Annotated in this window: 20 protein-coding genes; 4 read left to right on the plus strand and 16 right to left on the minus strand. The window is 45.1% G+C overall.

What is annotated here, in order from left to right; all coding sequences use genetic code 11:
- Positions 1 to 366: 366 nt before the first annotated feature.
- The 8 genes from ACFSUF_RS19595 to ACFSUF_RS19630 form a co-directional block, all read right to left on the minus strand.
- Positions 367 to 570 (minus strand): hypothetical protein, encoded by a 204-nt coding sequence (locus tag ACFSUF_RS19595; protein WP_377605669.1) that lies wholly within the window; start codon positions 568 to 570, stop codon positions 367 to 369.
- A 228-nt stretch (positions 571 to 798) separates the two neighbouring features.
- Positions 799 to 1,923, minus strand: coding sequence for a hypothetical protein (locus tag ACFSUF_RS19600; RefSeq protein ID WP_377605671.1), 1,125 nt, complete (start codon positions 1,921 to 1,923; stop codon positions 799 to 801).
- 348 nt (positions 1,924 to 2,271) lie between these two features.
- Positions 2,272 to 2,613 carry a response regulator transcription factor gene (locus ACFSUF_RS19605; RefSeq protein ID WP_377605673.1) on the minus strand — a complete coding sequence of 114 codons (342 nt, stop codon included), beginning with the start codon at positions 2,611 to 2,613 and terminating at the stop codon, positions 2,272 to 2,274.
- Between the two features lie 20 nt (positions 2,614 to 2,633).
- Complete coding sequence (locus ACFSUF_RS19610) at positions 2,634 to 3,350, minus strand: metal-dependent hydrolase (protein WP_377605675.1); 717 nt, start codon at positions 3,348 to 3,350, stop codon at positions 2,634 to 2,636.
- Positions 3,351 to 3,372: 22 nt separating this feature from the next.
- Positions 3,373 to 5,292 carry an ATP-dependent DNA helicase gene (locus ACFSUF_RS19615; protein ID WP_377605677.1) on the minus strand — a complete coding sequence of 640 codons (1,920 nt, stop codon included), beginning with the start codon at positions 5,290 to 5,292 and terminating at the stop codon, positions 3,373 to 3,375.
- Between the two features lie 348 nt (positions 5,293 to 5,640).
- Positions 5,641 to 6,321: a hypothetical protein gene (locus tag ACFSUF_RS19620; protein WP_377605679.1), complete on the minus strand. Its 681-nt coding sequence runs from the start codon at positions 6,319 to 6,321 to the stop codon at positions 5,641 to 5,643.
- Between the two features lie 14 nt (positions 6,322 to 6,335).
- The gene (locus tag ACFSUF_RS19625) at positions 6,336 to 6,734 is read right to left on the minus strand and encodes a PadR family transcriptional regulator (protein WP_377605681.1); all 399 of its coding nucleotides are present in this window, start codon (positions 6,732 to 6,734) and stop codon (positions 6,336 to 6,338) included.
- An 85-nt stretch (positions 6,735 to 6,819) separates the two neighbouring features.
- Positions 6,820 to 7,080 carry a hypothetical protein gene (locus tag ACFSUF_RS19630; protein ID WP_377605683.1) on the minus strand — a complete coding sequence of 87 codons (261 nt, stop codon included), beginning with the start codon at positions 7,078 to 7,080 and terminating at the stop codon, positions 6,820 to 6,822.
- 527 nt (positions 7,081 to 7,607) lie between these two features.
- Here ACFSUF_RS19630 and ACFSUF_RS19635 point away from each other — a divergent pair.
- Entirely contained in the window at positions 7,608 to 7,733 is a 126-nt protein-coding gene (locus ACFSUF_RS19635) for a hypothetical protein (RefSeq protein WP_377605685.1), read from the plus strand.
- 135 nt (positions 7,734 to 7,868) lie between these two features.
- Positions 7,869 to 8,162 carry a helix-turn-helix domain-containing protein gene (locus tag ACFSUF_RS19640; RefSeq protein ID WP_377605687.1) on the plus strand — a complete coding sequence of 98 codons (294 nt, stop codon included), beginning with the start codon at positions 7,869 to 7,871 and terminating at the stop codon, positions 8,160 to 8,162.
- Positions 8,163 to 8,459: 297 nt separating this feature from the next.
- Here the strand turns inward: ACFSUF_RS19640 and ACFSUF_RS19645 are convergent, their stop codons facing one another.
- The 6 genes from ACFSUF_RS19645 to ACFSUF_RS19670 form a co-directional block, all read right to left on the minus strand.
- Complete coding sequence (locus ACFSUF_RS19645; RefSeq protein WP_377605689.1) at positions 8,460 to 9,308, minus strand: hypothetical protein; 849 nt, start codon at positions 9,306 to 9,308, stop codon at positions 8,460 to 8,462.
- A gap of 62 nt (positions 9,309 to 9,370) precedes the next feature.
- Positions 9,371 to 9,712 carry a hypothetical protein gene (locus ACFSUF_RS19650; protein ID WP_377605691.1) on the minus strand — a complete coding sequence of 114 codons (342 nt, stop codon included), beginning with the start codon at positions 9,710 to 9,712 and terminating at the stop codon, positions 9,371 to 9,373.
- Between the two features lie 175 nt (positions 9,713 to 9,887).
- On the minus strand, positions 9,888 to 10,208 hold the full coding sequence (locus tag ACFSUF_RS19655; RefSeq protein ID WP_377605693.1) for a hypothetical protein: 321 nt from the start codon (positions 10,206 to 10,208) through the stop codon (positions 9,888 to 9,890).
- A gap of 275 nt (positions 10,209 to 10,483) precedes the next feature.
- Complete coding sequence (locus ACFSUF_RS19660; protein ID WP_377605695.1) at positions 10,484 to 10,876, minus strand: hypothetical protein; 393 nt, start codon at positions 10,874 to 10,876, stop codon at positions 10,484 to 10,486.
- Positions 10,877 to 10,879: 3 nt separating this feature from the next.
- A complete protein-coding gene (locus tag ACFSUF_RS19665) occupies positions 10,880 to 11,530 on the minus strand; it encodes a hypothetical protein (RefSeq protein WP_377605697.1) in 651 nt (216 codons plus the stop codon).
- A 74-nt stretch (positions 11,531 to 11,604) separates the two neighbouring features.
- On the minus strand, positions 11,605 to 11,937 hold the full coding sequence (locus tag ACFSUF_RS19670; protein ID WP_377605699.1) for a hypothetical protein: 333 nt from the start codon (positions 11,935 to 11,937) through the stop codon (positions 11,605 to 11,607).
- Between the two features lie 630 nt (positions 11,938 to 12,567).
- Between ACFSUF_RS19670 and ACFSUF_RS19675 the strand changes: the two genes are divergently transcribed.
- Together ACFSUF_RS19675 and ACFSUF_RS19680 are read left to right on the plus strand one after the other, a co-directional pair.
- Positions 12,568 to 13,575, plus strand: coding sequence for a hypothetical protein (locus tag ACFSUF_RS19675; protein ID WP_377605702.1), 1,008 nt, complete (start codon positions 12,568 to 12,570; stop codon positions 13,573 to 13,575).
- Positions 13,576 to 13,592: 17 nt separating this feature from the next.
- Positions 13,593 to 14,174 (plus strand): stalk domain-containing protein, encoded by a 582-nt coding sequence (locus tag ACFSUF_RS19680; RefSeq protein ID WP_377605704.1) that lies wholly within the window; start codon positions 13,593 to 13,595, stop codon positions 14,172 to 14,174.
- A 139-nt stretch (positions 14,175 to 14,313) separates the two neighbouring features.
- On the opposite strand, the gene ACFSUF_RS19685 is transcribed toward ACFSUF_RS19680, so the two are convergent.
- Positions 14,314 to 17,193, minus strand: coding sequence for a DEAD/DEAH box helicase (locus ACFSUF_RS19685; RefSeq protein ID WP_377605705.1), 2,880 nt, complete (start codon positions 17,191 to 17,193; stop codon positions 14,314 to 14,316).
- Positions 17,194 to 17,832, minus strand: coding sequence for a hypothetical protein (locus ACFSUF_RS19690; protein WP_377605707.1), 639 nt, complete (start codon positions 17,830 to 17,832; stop codon positions 17,194 to 17,196). It abuts the gene before it with no gap.
- Positions 17,833 to 17,858 lie beyond the last annotated feature (26 nt).

Genomic DNA, 17,858 nt, shown 5'->3' on the forward strand with positions numbered 1-17,858 from the left:
GACGGCTATATGCCGTACTAACCCGTTCTTCACCGAAAAAAGGACGGCAAAGAAAATTTTGTGCTACTAGTAATGGATCTATTATAGCATAGCACCGAGTACGTATAAAGAAAAAAATGGGAGTCGGCTAACGGAGGCGCTCCCTTAATTCGTAACCCCTTTTTTCATGCTGCTACTTCTACGAAGAAAATAAAATTGTAGACTACAGTATTGAATTATCAGGGATTTGGGGTTGAGATGTCGGCAGCTTTTGAAAACAATTTTTAGACTGACACATAATTAGGATGAGGTGAAAGCTAAAATCAAAAAAAAGTATTAGATGTGGTGCATGCATTTTATCGAGTTTGATAGTGACAGTATATACAACTAAGGGTTATGCTTTTTATCAATCATTTCAACTTCAATAAGATCGTCAAGTGTATGATTCCCTTTTACCACCTGTACGCCAATTTGATTTTGTCTTCGTAAGTCCTCATAAAGACCTCTCTTTAAAACATTATTGTTTTTATCAACTAGGTCGTCTATTCCTTGGAGCAGCATGGAGGCAAATTTCTTTATTCTTTTTAACATAATTGGCCCACTTTCCTTTTGATGTACAAATTTAATGTATAAAATTTATTATCTGATAGGCTGCTCAATCCTTCTCGTTTATGAGCGGTAAGTTCAGTCTATAACTTTATATTCTCAGTCTAAAACTTAATTTTCCAGTTTAAAATTTTATTTTAAATGAACATTACGCGGTACTATCGAAAAAAATGGTCATGCCTCTGCTAATTTGAGGCGTGACCATTTTTGTATTTATTGAAGTTCCGACTTATTAACCACATACATTTCAAGTGATGCCTTTCGATTAAACCAATTAAGCTGCCATACGTGAATTTCCTTGCTTCCCTGGGTCACATAGACAGTGCTATTGGTTCGATCGCCATACCCGTAGAAAAGATTATTTGGGATCATAAACTGCACATTTTTCTTAGAATTATTTATGAGGTTCGAGTCAAACTTACCGATTGTAACGCGAATGTACTTATCATCATTTAAGAATTTGAATTCATTAAAGAACATCTTGCTATTTCCAGCGTTGAGAATAAAGTCTCCGTAAACATTCGGCGCTAATTTATCCTTCCCGTCTGTATTAAAAAGCGGATCGCCACTCTTAATATTGAATTGTCCGGTACCTCTAAAATTATCATTATGTAACGCTTTATTTTTATCTATATCTATGTATTCAATATTATTATCGATATATGAAACGTTCACTTTAAGGGTCTTTCCCACAGCGGGTACATATAAATTCCTTGTAGGCGAATCAATAAAATTAGTCATGAAAATTACGCCTGGACCTTTTGAAGTGTCCACAGGAACGGCCGTATAACCACTGTTAGGAGCGGTTGATTCTGCAACAAAACCGCGGAACGTCTTCGCACCGACAAGTCCTGATGGTCCGAGAGTTAATTGGCGCGTGATACTGGCCACTGGATTAAAGTAATTATCGGATGACAATGGCGCCCAATTCTTCGCTTTATCTGCACGAAAATCGAAGGTAAGGTAAACATAATTGCCAGAGATCACTGCTTTGTAATCATAATCCTCAGCTTCTGGAAGAGGTTTTTGATCTTTTACGGTCGTGACAACTTTATCTCTATATACCCATTTACCTTCTTTCGCAAGTGACAAGTATACATTACCATTTGCAACCCAGATGACATATACATAACCGTTATTCTCATAAATCGAAATTCCGGATAGATCCCGGGGATCGGAGAAAGATGAAAAACCAGCGTTGCCAAATTGCTTTATCTTTGATGGCGTAAAATTCACTGGCATTTTCGTAATAACATCTGCGGAATTAGCATAGACGGAACCACCGCTAATAATCAGAAATAAGGTAAGAACGGATAGAATTGACTTTATTGTTTTCATAGTAATAACCTGCCTTTTAATTTAAATGTAGAGATTTTTACTCAAGTAAAGAGTCAGTGGAATATCAAATAACTTGATGATGATCCGATTCATTTACGGCATGCATATCCCCCTTTAGGAACTTATTAATAGATCTAATCCAGTGAGCAAAATAACAATAACCACATCAAAAACATTCTGTAATGTATCAAATAAATGTATCATTATTCACTATCCGCCTGTAAGCGGCCTCCCTTGAAGTTTTCTGTTTCTAGTTCTAGCTTTTTCAACAGCTCGTTGATTTCCTCGTGTGTTAGTGCAGGACGACTCGAATCGGAGTCGTCGTTTTGCCTCTCCTGGGCTTCCTGGTTAATACGATATAGCAACATCTTGGTGTGTACCCTCCATTTGCTTTTTCGGAGTATGAAATACATTCATAAACACCGGGATCAACGTATCACGGAAGACAATCGACTGTAATTCCCGGCTTGATTTTGCGTTAAATTTTCGCTGAATGTTTGACACGTGGTTCTTCATGGTCTTTTCCGATAGATTGAAGACCTCTCCCAGCTGCTTATTACTGGCACCATGGAGCAAAAGCATCTGCAGAACCTCACTTTCACGCCTCGTCAAGCGAAACCGTTCCTTTACTACTTCAAAGAAACTGGTGATAAGCGGGTGTTTTTGGAGGTTGGTCGGGTCGATTACCATGCTGGCAAAACTCCTCTCTCTCAATAAATAGATATGTGGCTAAGAAAAACAATGTAAACCAATACGAAGGTTAGTAGGACAAAACCGCCCTCCACGACAGAGCCGGTCCATGTGCCAGTGCTCATAAGATTAATTCGTAGCCGCCACGCGAGCGGCGGAATCGGACGGATCCCGCGATTCGTAACCGAATCCGCAAGCAGGTGAAGCAGATACGACAAGCCCCCGGCAATCCAAAGCGTGTGGCCATAGCCCAAGGATGCAAAATACAGGAGAGCCGTCCATCCGACAAGTCCGTACAGCGTATGTGTAAGCCCGCGGTGGGGGAGTAGCGCGCAAATGATCAGTAGACTACCAATTACAATATTCCATGGAATCCACGGTTGGCCGAAGAATATAAGACCGGCGCCGATAAGTACCATGACGATGTTTCGAAGGGAGCGGGTCGGCATAAGCGAAACCAATGCGACGAGTGTACCAAGCACCGTATTCCAAGGCGCAAATGCTTGGCCGAAGAAGTAAAGGAAAGCACCAAGGCCGATAAGCGCAATCTGAAGAAAGCGAAGGAAGCGGGTCGGGATCGCACGAGAGACAAGAAGAGAGTTAGGTTCGTCAATATCAGGAAGAAGCGCGCTAAACACCGTTATTGCTGCTACCGGCACCGTAATTTTTTGGTCGGTCATGCCGAGGACACTAAGAGTTACACCGGTGCTAATAATCAAATGGGATTTTCCCATCATGTTGACCACTTCCTTTCTTCAATTAAACAGGTAGGATACGCACGATATCCTCTAACTTCTCGGAATACTTGCACTTCGGTAGACTCTTCAACACGGTTTTTCCGTATCGCTTGGTCCGCATTCGGCTGTCGAGGATAATGACAGCCCCTTGGCAATTCATAGAGCGATTCAGTCGGCCAAACCCCTGCTTGAGTTTAATCATCATTTTCGGAAACATATAGTCCACAAAACTGTTTCGCTTCGCTTTTTCAATTAACTGGATTTGCGCCTGGATAAGCGGCTCGTTCGGTTGCGGAAACGGCAGCTTGACGATTACAAGCGTCGTGAGCGCGTCACCGGCAACGTCTACGCCTGTCCAGAAACTTGAACAACCGAGAACGACCGTGCGCGGGTTGTTCTTGAGATCGTTAATGATCTTCTCTCGATCGCAGCCGGGGAATTGTACGAGAAGGTTGTATCCACGCTCACTACAATGCTTCTGAAATTTTCGGGCTACCTGGTTCATGGTTTCAAAGCTGGTGAACAGTACAAGCATACGTCCCCCGGAATACATCAGAATTTCTTCAAGTTTCTCAACGGTGTACGTGAGCATTTCCGGGCTATCCGGCACCGGCGCATCGTCAGGGCAAATAATCATTGTCTTGTTCTCGTAATCAAAAGGACTTCCGACCATGACGCTATCGTATTCCTTGACACCGCAACGCCCGGCAAAGAATTGGAATGAACCGTTGGTGGACATTGTAGCACTGGCGAGGATGACCGGCACCTTATCGAAAAGCCCATTTGCTAGAACCACTTTCGGGAAAAGCGGGGCCGCATGGAGGGTAACATGATCGCGGCCGTGAACGGTTGCCCAATAAGCCCATGATCGTTTCGCGTTCTCCCCGATGAAATCCAGGTCATCGTTCCCTTCGAACAGCCGATCGAGAATGTCCGATACACCGCGGATACTGAGCGATTTAATTTTCTCGATAAACTGTCCAAGTATCGAGCAGACGTCACTCATATCTATCTTCTCGTGAAGGAGTTTAAAAGCATCGTTCTTCATCCCCTCCCCCACCTTCAAATATACTTCGTCCAGCTTTTGCGTGAATTGCTGGCGGAGCTGCGTAAGCGCAAGTTGATTACTCTTGTCGAGGTCGTTGAAGGCGTCCCTCTTAAACAGGTAATCGAACAAAGTCTCAAACCGGTTTAAGTCGACCTCCTTCTCGAAAATATTGCAGCAGACGTCCTCGAGCTCGTGGGCTTCATCAAAGATAACGGCATCATATGCCGGTAGCGGACCATTCCCGGTCTTTTTACGCATGATCAGGTCACTAAAGAAGTAGGCATGGTTAGTGACAATGATGTGGGCTTTCTGCATTTTCTCTTTCAGGTCTTCCAGCATGCAGTTGTCAGGTTTGTTGATTGCAGGGCAGCTGGACGCCGATATCCGGTTCCAGAGAGCGTCCTCCACCTCAAAACCAAGCGCCGTTCTATCTCCTACGCCTTCTTTTGCTACCTTGGAGAAGATCCGCTGCACCACTTTTGAATCGCGGCTGCTGCTTCTGAGCATTTCTTGCCATAAGGTTTCTAACTTTGTGTAGCAGACGTAATGCGACTTTCCTTTCACGAGCTGGTATTTAAGATTTAGCTTCTCCATCTTTAAGATTTGCTGGACACGCGGTAACTCCACATTCACGATTTGCGTCATGAGCGGGATCGTATGGGTACAAACCACGACGGTCTTGTTATTCTTCACTGCCCAATACGCTGCAGGAGTCAGATAGCCGAGCGATTTCCCCGTACCAGTTCCGGCTTCGCACATCAGATGCTTTTCCGCATCGAGCGACAAGCCGACCTTTGTTGAAATTAGAATCTGTGGCGCCCGCGGGCTGTATCCTTGTACGAGCTTGGATAGATGCCCGCCCTGGCCTAACGCCCGGTTGATAAAGTCTTCCAAGCTGGTTTCGCCTCCAATTAATATTATATATTTATATATTAGTTATTATATTAGATTACTAATATACATATAGTACTATAAGACTAGAATTTTACCAAGTCGTTTTGGTAACTTTTTGCACTTCTTTGTTTGTCGTTTGCTCTCCTTCAGCTCCTGTGTTAGACAAAGGTACATTCGGATATCAACGTAAAGACATTACAGGAACTAAAGAAGGCCCTCATATACTGAGGGCCCTCGTTGTTATTCATTTTTATGAGACCCGGAAATTTCGGGTTATCCTTTGATTAGGATCTGGTAAAGTTCCCATTTTGGAATGCCTTCGGTTGTTTTCGACATATCCATCTTTGCTCATTCCGTGCTTTGGTTTGCCGTCTCTTCTCGAACCTGCTCAAACTTCGTGCGAACACCATCCGGCAGCCGCCGCTTCAAATGATCCGGAAGGTGTTTATAGCAATAGGTCATTTTATCTCGGTTTAAATTTGGCACACGGCCAAGAATGTCCCATTCAGCCTGGGTCAACTGCACGCCGCACTTGGCGAAAATACAGTACCGTTCCAGCTTAGCATTCGGCTGAAAGCCAGGATCGGTGCCGGCTGGGGGCGGAGGGGAATCGAGTAGGTGGCGCAAAGCGGGATTGCTCCCCCAATCCTTTTCCTTTTGATAATATGGGGCAAGGTCGCTCCAACCAATTTCCCACGTATCAAGGGCTTCGCGGATCGCTTCGTTTGTCGCTTGGTCAACCTTGTTTGTGACCAGTTTGCTGTCGCTGATTTCAGCAAACCCCACTCCATCCCGATAATGCGGACCGATCGTTACGCGAGCAATCACTTTGACATAGCCATGAGGGATATTAATTTCGACATCGCGGATTTCGCGGTCCCAACGGCTGCCTGTTGCTTGCTCCACACGGTCGGTATAGACCTGATTCGGTATGTAAGCGCGGCCGTTGTCCTCTCGATGTTTGACCGTGCCCTGCGGGAACCGCGCCTTGATCTTCTCAACGACTTCCTGATAGTTCAGCTCTTCCATGTTCCCGCCCCTTTCTATTTCAGGCTCATCTTGCTATACTTCGCCAAATGAGCATCAAACAGACCGTACACCTTCTTCGCCAAGTTTACCCGCTCCGGAAGGTCTCGAAGGAGCTGCTTGAAGTATTCTTCGCCGGCATCTGTGATCCGGTAAAAGCGGTTATAGCGGTTATCACCATCCCATTGCCTTACTACATGGCCGCCCTCAGCAAGAGCCCGGAGACGCTGACTGAAATACGCATCATTGACGCCGACGCCACCAAGCGTCTTGGTGATATGTTGCTCCATTTCGCTATGATAGCGTGTACCGCCGTTCATGAGATCAGAGAGCACGATAAAGTCGATTACCTGCTGCACCTTGACCACATGGCCAAGCGATTCAGTTTTTTCAATCGGGTTTTCGTTTCTTGGCATGTTACAATCTACCTCCTCAATATCATTCTCAGTCCCATAAACAGGGTGCCGTCGTTCCCAAAACAGCGTGGCAGTCAACACTCGGTCAGCAGGGAGGGGAGGAGAAATCGCCCGTATTGAGGATACCACCCTGGATGCCGCCCGCTTCGTCGAGATAAACATACTGACGAGTCCAGGAGTGCTTGTACGCAAACCGACCGTCCTCTATGAACATGAACATGTAATTATCGATCGCTTCGTCCCGCTCCGCCTTTGTCAGATTGAGCCGCACCAGCGCACGGAAGAGCGGTTGAAAATTAAGCTCATTTTCTTGCTGGTTATACGCCAAATCACCGCCACTAGCCATGCATTATACCTCCATTCAACCAAACATATATTCGCCTACCCATATTATAGCAAGCGACACACTCTCTTTCAATATACTTGTTTACACCCTTACCGATTGCCCTCGCGCACCATATCCTCTATTCTTCGTATTTACCCACCTTTAAACCCGTCCTTCAACTCTTCAGTACCTAGATTCGTATCTATTTGCAGTCCTACAACTCTACACCTATATACGTGTTTATTCTTTTGGACTTTCAATATCCAGTAGCAGACCTCCTCCCTGCTCCTTCATCCGTACCAAGAAGCAAATTTTCGTCCGACGGGGGGGCCGCCGCCGCGCGCTGCGCGAAAACCTGGTCTCAAAGGGAAATGCCTTACAGGTCAGTCGAAGGTAACACAAACGTTGAAGGAAACTCACTAGGTCGAAGAATAAGACCTGCGGCGGCGGATCGGAGCTGAGATACACGGTCGGCGGCAGACAACGGAAGAAAGACTAGATATCAGATCATGTGCGGGAAGTATATAAGGAAGCGGGACGGGGCAGGAATGAGGGAAAGAGCTGGGACGGGGCAGACGATCGGATGGAAAACGCCGGGAAAGAAGCGGGAAGTGGAAGGTCTCACCATGTGCCATGCGCCGAAGTCGGTAATACCGAAGAATGTATGGGTGTAAACAAGTATGTTAAAAACAATCGTATTCGAGAAAAAAGCGCAAACGTTGCCCGTTGTAACAAAGTCGAAAAACATATCTCTTGAGTGATTAAGAGATTTTAAGTAGGAGACACTAGATTTTAAAGGAGGAGAGCACATGTCGTATTTAAAAGAGGAAGAAATGCTTTATATCGATATTGGTATTAGAATTAGGAAATTGAGGCTAGCGAGGGGGCTAACGCAACTTGAATTTAGTAAGAGAATAGCGTTATCGAGGCCATCAGTAACAAATATTGAAAACGGTGTACATAAAGTATCTCTTATTTCTTTATATCATATTTGCAAAGTGCTCAAAGTTTGTATTTATGATCTGCTTCCCGAAAACGTTGGAAAAATCTCAAGAAAAAGACATACTAACAATGAAGATGATTCACGTCAAATGGCCGAATAATGGAGTAGGCCGTTAGTGAGCCAAGACGCGTCGAGCGAATATGCAACCACGTAGCAGCCGGTCGGCCGGCCGGACAACTCTTTGCCAGCTGCCTATAAATTTCATATTCTCAAACTAAAAATGGTTGACGGAGTTTCGTTCCGTCTATACTATGTAACATCCCTTGTAAGAGGATTACATAAAAACGAGGAACCGGGTTTCCCCTCCTGTTCCTCGTCAACTGCATGTTAAACTAAAAATTGAGACCGGTCTCCCGGCCCCATGCTTAAGCTTCTTACAATTTTTAGTCCATTAAAATCAGTCATATGAATACAAATCAACAGTTGCCTCTATTAACATTCCTTCATGAAGATAAGTATTACTTACCGTTGCTATGTCTTCTAAAGAACCAATCTCAATTGGTTTGGCTAAAATCTTTTTAATACTTTCGTCGTCCGTATTTACAATTATTCTTGCTTCACTTTGATTTTCAAAACGCGTATGTTTAATTGTTAGTTCCATAGGAGATTTCTGTCCAAAATCCCACCAACCATATTCACCGTATTTATCAAAATCCATATAGGTAACGCGAGAAATGATAACTTCTTCTTTCTTTACTCCGATTGCAGTAAGTGCACTAATAATCCTTCGTTCAAACTCCTTAAAATCGTTTATAATGATAACAGCTGGCTTAACAAACTGGTCTAATTTCTCTACTTCTTGAGGATCTTGATTGTCCATGAAATCTCTAAAATATGAACCTGGAACAGTAGCTGTTATTTTATGCTTTCCTTCTTCGCTTGGACAATCAAACATACTTTGCTTTAATAGGTACATACAAAAACATGGCAATTCCATATCTCGAGATCTCTTCAAGTAAACTCTTTGGTCCATGTTCATACGAATTAAATCAGGATAAATCCCATATTTCTGATTTAATTGAACAATACGCTCAATATCGTGGGCATGAAATGTTGCCATTGTTCCTTCTAACTTATCTCCACGCCCTTCCCCTTTTTCAAAGGCATATTTAACCCAAGAGCTTGGTGTGCTAAATTTTATTTCCCCTTTTTTCAAAAAAGCTTCAGCATATTTTTGATTGGTGCAGCGAAACACTGAGAAAAAACCTTCAGGTTCTGCCCAAACACCTAATTCTTTTTCTTCCATTTATTTGAATCCTCCATTTATAAAAATAAGAATCGCGTTATCAAGGATGATAAAGGATTGTTTTACTCTCGGATCCTAAGCTTACCGAATGTATAGTAGCGCTTTGGCCGCCAGTTGCATTTTTTTCGATCATAGTCCGGAAACTCTACCTTTGCCCGTTTTCCACTCTTAGCAATCGCCTTGACTTCGCCTTCCCCAAATTCGGGATATTCGATATGGGTAACTCGGTCCCCTACCTCGAATTCAGGTGCCGGTACCGGATCTGGCGACAGCTTTCCAGCTTCCATTGCCGCCTTTAATGATTGGCACACTTTAATAATGCCCTTGTCATAGGGCGCCGCCGAGCCAAGCGCGTCAGTCTCGAGGCGGTCGATCAGATCCTTCAGTTTAATCGGGTCGATCATTTATGAAAACCTCCCATTTATAACAAAACCAGTTTTATTCTACGGTGAATTACTGCTTGATTTGGTCAACCGTCCAAATATGAAAAACACAACCTGCAAGCAATGACAGACATAAAGAAGGGGCCCGCGTCGTCGGCCCCTTTCTCCCCGTTACTTCATCATCTACACAGGCTTCTTAATTTGGATCGTTGGGGGAGAATTCCTGCTGCGGACCATCTTCCCGCACTACAACCTGCAAACCTCCGAACCGTTTGGCAAAGACATTATAGACCAGGGCAACAAGTACGCTCATAAGCCCGTAAATCAGAATGAATACCACCGGCATAATCATGTACGGTACACCGAAGGCTAAACCCGCGGGCTCCCCCATCCCAGCAGAAACGATTGTAGAAATCAAACCGATAAGCATCATCAATACCATTGGAATGCTCATCAGATAAATCGTGGTCTTGAAGGCACTTTTCTTTTTTATTTCAAGTAGTTCTATTTTTCTCACGTCGGTCCTCTCCCTTTCTCTCTCTTCTCGCCTAGCAATTACACCGAAGTAATCATGTTTATCTTCGTGCTGTATCTGGCCAAAACGGGACTGCGCTGAGGTACCGGAAAACAATGAACTCACTCAATGATTCCAGCCAGCGGCAAAACCTTTCATCTTGTCTTTCAACCTTCCGAACTCGCCCTCTTACTAATTGTTGTATGTATATATAATAATATATAATCATTTTACTATACTGACTAATATATTAATATAAACTTGCTTCACTTTCCCGCTCAATGTAGATTTCCTGACGGCGCCGCCTCATTGATAATTCGTTGAAAATCCGGATGCATATGATCCCCATAGTGACCGTGAGTAAAAAGCAGCGCTGCCTTGGCCAGCGATTCAATCCAGTTGGCTGTCATGACCTCGACGACCTTGCATTCATCGTCATCATCCCGAATAGTGCAAAAATCACCTATCAAAATCGGGCCATTCGATGATTTGACGAGGGCTACGCTCCCGAATGCATCCGCTGCAGCCTGCCACAAGTCAAGCGCGGTTAGTGGGTCCGAGGAAAAAGGCCTGACATAATGATGTTCACCGGAAATATGAATCAACATTTCGGTAAGATGCTTATCGAGCTCAGGTCCGGGTGCCATGCTCATTATTTTATCTGGAGTCATCGTTCAATTCCCCTCTTCAACTTCAGGTGCTGGAACACTTTTTAATATTTCCATGATGTATTTCTTTGCTTCCTTTGGATCTGCAGGTAGCGAGTCTCTTTGAAAAATCCCTTTCCCTTCAAGCTCCTCGAGTATCGAACCGATCGGCGAACCCCCCAACTTCCGCGAATAGCCGAAGTTGCCTGCAAAATTGAAATTCGGAGCCATGGAATGTTCAAGCAAGGAGAGATAAGCGGCATATTCATACTCCATGATAAGGCCAAAATTATAATAAGCCGCCACCGATAAGGGCCCTATAAAATGAACCATGTCCGGGTTAGTCATCGCCCGACGTAGATGCCCCACTCGGTGTTCCGTAATGCACATCATCGGTTGGTATTCAGGGTTATGAATATCCTCAGGTTCGATCCCTAAAAGCTCCATGGGCTTATCGGAGAAGCATCGATAGACATTTCGACCGTCATGATAGTAGATAGTAATGCCGTTATCCCGAGAAGTCTCGTATTGCTTAATCTGTTCAACCGTCCAAATTGGACCACTTTCGAGCTGTTGGAACGGTTTTGGAAAAACACCCCGCTCTAGATATATGGATAGCTTATGCTTATCCCACTCCAACATGGCAGCTGCTTCGGAAAGCCCCACAAATAAAGTCATCCTTACACCCTTTCTATGTATCTAGCGTGTTTTTCTATGTAATTTAAATCATATCTTCTTCGTGGTTCCTTTTATCACTCCGACTTGCCTCCAAAAGTTAGGCTCGCCCATTCTTCAAGCGTCATACCGTGTCGCTCCTGGAACCCATTGGTCTCATAGTTCGCATCGAAGACAAGTAGTTCATTATCTGCTTCCTCATCGACGGGCTTGCCCTTTTTGCCATAGTTATATTCGTTCGGTACGGCATGCAGCATCCGTACATAGTCTCCGGATTTAGTACAAGCAGCGCCAATCGCGGTATTATCTACTTGCTCGGTCGTAAGCGCTCCGAATATGGCGCAATGCGTCATTTCAGCATTCAATTTATCGCAAATTCGGCATGTAGGGTAAATTTTCTGTTTGGCCATCGTGACCAGCCTCCTCTTCTATTTAGTACATCATAATATGGAAATTGGTTTTCACAAAATTTTTTCCAAGATTTTTTGGCTTCCGCTTTCTCACTCGAGCAGTTCCTGACTTTCTTTATAAGTCCCCCCCTCTCCAGTTCCAGACATTTTTAACTCGTTCCATACTTTCTTTACTGCTTTCGTTACTGGCTCCACACCTTTTAAATTGGCGCAAGACCTGTTTAGACAAATTCAAAAAGCCCTCCGGTGCCGAAGCACACGCAGGGCGTTGTGGGTTTTGAGCTTCCACTTGGGAATTGGCGCGAATCGCCAATGGGTAGAGCAAGTGCAACGCGAATCGTTACACGAACGAGCGCTCGTGGTTTAAAGCAAGCATCATCACAGCTGTAGAGACACGCGTATACCATGCTCCCTGCACCCGCATAACGGATGGTGGCCACTACCAGGGTTCAGGTCCGTCAAAGTTATGTACTGCTGGATTTAGCAAGCTCCTACTCTATCATTCAGTATTGCCATAGCTAGTGAAATCTAAACAAAAAAAAGTAGATGCAGGTCCCCCCCATGTTGAATAAGATCATATGATGCTATAATGGGATATCATGCCATTTCCAAACAATGGATGATAAGAAAATGACCAAAGGGGAAAGAGAAACTATGCACACGCGTCAAAAACTCGCCTTACTACTTATTACTGTTTTAATTGGGATCTTTGGAACAACCGCATTTTCTTCGGCGGCCACAGTCTTAAAAACGTCTACAACCAACTACCAGTACGGGGGAGCTTCCTTCGATCCTAAGAAGACATTCTCCCAGTTCTCCAATAGCCTGAAAGTACAGGAAAAAGGAGACTACACTATCGTAACTTGGATCGATGAGACTGGATTTGATGGGAAGCAAGTGTACATGAGTGTGGCGAAGAAAAACAAGTGGCTCTTCCGCGGAAAAGAAATCTTGTATGTCGAAAATCCTGATCTGGATATGATGGTGATCATTACAGACAATTATATATTCTACGGAAACAAAAACGGATTAAAAGCCGTTACCGTGAACCTAGAGAACGGCAAAAAGCTTAGCGAAAAACCACTGGAGACATGGGAAGACCCCGCTCCCTTCTCCTCGAAGTATTTCTTCCCGATCAAAACAAACGATGGTTCCGGTGTGATGTTTGAAAACGAGGACGGACAATATCGCATATATCTCGGTGGTGAGCTTGACAAGGCGATTACCATAGAAGACCCAAAACGTGTCCTTAGAAATCATCTTTATTCCTATCAACAAAACATTGTATTAACATCCAAACGTGATCGGTTGGTGTTAATAAACGGCCTCGGTTCATATGTGTTTAATATAGAAAAAAAAGACATGATCTACGATTCGAAAGGACAATCTCAAATTTTTCGAGGGCTTTCTTTTTATTCGAATGGCAAATTTTATGGCTATAAATCAGGGGGAACAGTCACAATCCAAACATTTAATGAAAACTTTAAAGTTCTCTCAACAAGCTTATTCAAACCATCAAACGAGTATCTAAATAGTGGAGAAGGAACTATAATCGGTAATACCATTCATTTTTGGAGTTTTAACAACTACCAAAACACAAATGCTCTGAAGGTTAATAGCTTTAATCTCAGTAAATAAATAAGGATGTGTAATATATGAACAAATTCCTTTTAGGAATGATAACAGGTGTTATGCTTTTTGTGTCTACTAGCGCATTTGCTTCAACATCTCTTCAAAAAGTTCAAGCATACATAAATAAGCAAATTAGTGTAAAAGTAAATGGAAATAGTTTAGCTGTAGAGCCAATTTTGTATAATAATACGACATATTTGCCAATCAGAAAGATTGCAGAAGCGACCAATTCACAAGTGAATATGAAAGGTAAGGTTATTGAATTAAATTCAATTTCTAATGAACATAAAGAAAATCAGACCTCTATCAATGATCCTAGCCCATCACCAACGGTCCCTAGATTTATTAAAATACCTAATTATTACAAAGAATCACAAATGGATGCTTTAAAAATTGACAATAGAACTTACGTTCATATTGCAGATGGTGCAAGACATTACGAACTATTTGATAGAATCAACTATGACAAAAATAAGAAGGTAATTGCATTTGACAAGAGTGAAGTGAAAATAATTGTTGATGATGAGTATACATCAACTTCTAAAGCTTTCTTGTACCAAGGTGTAGTTTACGTTGATGAATCTTCGTTCGGAACAATTGAATAAACCTAAAAAAAATTCACCTTAACAATAGTTTAGGTGAATTTTTTCTTCCGTTTAACATCACATTGAAGTCTACTTTAAAGTCTCCTTAATAAACAAAGAGAGCGGGAATGATCCCGCCCGCTCCCCAGGTCATTATGAATTAGAAATTGAACGCAAACTGCCCTTCGGTGACGTTATAGACCTTTTTTGTTTTAGTCTTCGCGGTCTTACCCTCAACTAGCAGCTCTAATCCCTTCCACGAGGAATTGGTTTTGGTGGTCTTCGGCCGTTCGGATACCGGTTTTACGGTCAGGTTGTATACCCAGCGGCGGAATTCCTCCGCCTCATCCGGTACCGAAGTTGGATCCCATCGCAGCTCCACATCCCCAAGAAGGGAAGCGTTCACGACCGTCAGCCCGTCACAACCCTTATTCACGTTTTGCTCAACAAAATTGATCTGCTGCTCAATTCGTGGGTAAAGGTCTGCCGGTACAGACTCGGATGCCCAGGCAAACAGCGCGTTACGCAGCGAATCGCCGTAATAGACATGGACCGGGGACGCCGGTTGATTCGGGTTCGTAGCTTCGAGCTCGTTCCAGATATCCGGAACTCCCTCCTCCTCCTCGAAAGCCGGTGCCTGGATCGGTGCTGTCACGCCAAGCTTCGATGCGTCGATCGTCATCTTTCCCCAAATGGATTCCGCGCTTTCTACGCCCATATTGTTGCCGACGAACCGTTTTGCAAGCTCGGTTGCAAGACTTCCTCCGGATCCCTCGGTCAAGGCAGCTAGCCCTTCCTGGCTGAACTGTCCTTCCAGCGCAAGCGCCGCGCTCATCTTGGCAGCCATGAGATTAATCGCAAGCTCCTGCATAGTATCTTTGTAGCCGCAATATACGGTCTCGCAAAGATTCTTTTGCCCAATACGCCAATGGCGCCGGCTGGCTTGACGAACAATCGACAGGCGGTAGCCTGTCTGATAAAAGAACAGAGATGGGAAGCCGAGCAAATCGAGCCCTGTGGAGACGAGAATTGGATTGGTGAGCAACACCTGAATTCCTTCCTTCTCCCGCTGAGCGATCCACTCTTCCCGGTCCGCCCCCTCGACGTTCGTATCCAGGACGGCCGTTTTTATTCCTCTTTCCTCCAGCAGCATTTGAAGCCGTTGCAACGTACCCATTTTCCCGGTAAAGGTAGCATAGATACCAACCTTCCGGCCTGCTTTGAGACGCGCCTTCACATATTTTATTAACTGGAGCTCCTTTGGGTAGATAACCCGGTCACTCAATCGATAACTAGGAGGAACGATCTCATCGCCGGTGTCAGGATGATAAACGCCTTCGAAATTGAAAGGAACGTCTGGATAGCTGAGCAAGGTCGACAGGAGACTTCCCAAGAGGACGGATTGTCCGCCTCCGCGAAGCTCTTTCTGCACTGCTTCACGCAGCAAGCCCTCTACCTCAGACAAGTTACGCGACAAATACCACGATGGCGCCACAAGACGCATCCCTTTGGACGGCTTTCTCTTGCTTCTTCCTGGCCTACGCTCGATCTTCGTGATGCACGGAATGAATGACCTATTGCCCATGAGCGAGACGTTCATCGGACCTTCGGAGAGCTCTGGCAGAACCTCAAACATATCGGACATTTGGATAAAGCACGCCACATCACTCAGCATATCAGTAAAGAGCTGTGGAGCTGCAGCAGGCAATTCCTTCGTGTTCGATTTTTTGGAAGATCCGTTGCTAGAACTGTTCAGGTCCCCTTCCTTACGGATTTTCGTCACTTTCTCGCGTACGCCGTACAGGTCGATCCACCTTCCCACATCGCCCCAATCAAAGCCATTCTCTATTAATCTAGAAGGGAACATTCGATAGAGTAGATGAAATAGATTGGATGCGTAACCGTTCATAAGGGTACCGGTCATGGCAAGCGCATACTTGGCACAGCCCATCAGAACGTGGAAAGCATGAGCCTGGGCGCTTTCTCCGGTGAGCTCGTGACACTCATCTCCTATCGCCAGATCGAACTTGCCCTTAAAATAGCGCTTGAACAAGTGGGCCGGTGAAACTTTACGTGGAGCTGTGCCGCTTGGCTTGCGGGATACACCCGAATAACTGCTCTTATCCTTGTTCTTGGCTTGCCACAGCGCTGCACCGCACAGGCGGAACTCATCCTTCTCCGGATCGTTGTTCTTGTACAGCCGAATGTTATTCGAGCAGAACAAGTTGTTTTTGCGGCGGGTGGGCTTTCCGTGCTTATTGAAGAAGTCCTCGTATTCCATTGGAACCATGCTGCCTTCTTCTTCTTTCATCAACTGGCCACCGCAGCAGGGGCATTTCCACCCCTTAAACGCGGTCCGGCTGTACTCCCGCACTTCATCACCCTTGATTGACTGCTTGGTATAAGTGCGGTCAACCCATTGCGCAACCGGCTCGTAAATGTACCCGAGCTTGGCCGTATCGCGGGCAATGATGTACACTTCGATCTTCTTGGGCTTGAACTGCATCTTGCCGCTGTCACGCAGCTTGATGACGTCAACAAAATCGTCGAGGAAAGTAACCTCGAACAGATTCTTATCGAGCAGGATCCCCACTTCCCGCTTCGTCTTTTTGATCAGGTGGTTTGGAACCATGTAAATGACGCGGCCCTTACCGTTGAGCAAATCAGACAATATAGCGAAGAAAAGGGAAATACTCACTGACGTTTTCCCCGTGCCCATCTCACCGATCAAGAGCTGGCGGCGATTTTTCGTGTAACCCTTGCGGAGCGCGGTGACCACATGCGCTTGGGCGTTAAACAGCGGCCGTTTGATTTGATTCAAAACGGCGAGCGGTTCGTCATTTCCCGGGTGGTGCACCGGTACGTACTCCTCATTCAAACGCCGAATGAGATCTCCGCCGAACAGGGTTAGGTAATCACCGATGTTCTCAATATCGTTGAGCGAAGTTGGGGCGGCTGCAGGGGCACCATCCGTAAGGAGTGCGATATCCCCTTCCCCAATAACCTCTCTGTTGATCGTTTCCAATGTCTCCGTTGTCAATTAGATAGCCTCCTTTGCATCTTCCTCGGTCAAGTGGATCCTGCCGTTCGCGAGCCCGAACGAAATGTACCCATCCAACACGTCCTCCCCTACGATCAAATCGTAGGCAACCAATTCCGGATAATCCCCGGTGAAATCATGAACGACTAGCGGCAAAAGCGCTCTGTCCTTCACAAGCTGGTCGAAGAGGAACGGTGTCCACTCCTCAAGCAAAGGCGTCTCGTAATTCGCCTCGATCGCCCAGAAGAGCTTCTCATGGATGTTGCCGTCCCAAGCGAAAATGGCGAAGCCTTCTTGCCGTCTTTCCAGCGCACGTTCGCTGGCAATCAGACCGGTTACGAAGGTCTCGTTCTCACGCTGAGATTGATGCTTGTACTTTCCGTGAGGTCGGACAGACCATGAGGAACGGTCATACCCCGTTTCGCCAATGCGAGGTGCGTGGCGAACCATGAAATAAACATCGTCCGCCTTCTTCGCATGATGAAATTGAGCAAACACGGCTTGGACTCGCGAGTCAATATCAATGACGTTTGCGTAAACCAATTCATGATGCTTCTTTTCCTCATCGAAGCGGGTGACGATCAGCGGCGTATGTACCTTGACGTAAATGTCTTTGTGTTTGAACTCCATGATTTTCATCTTTTTATTTCCTCCAATTCGTGCTT

Source organism: Paenibacillus gansuensis, assembly GCF_042684925.1.
Taxonomy (GTDB): Bacteria; Bacillota; Bacilli; order Paenibacillales; family DY6; genus Paenibacillus_N; species Paenibacillus_N gansuensis.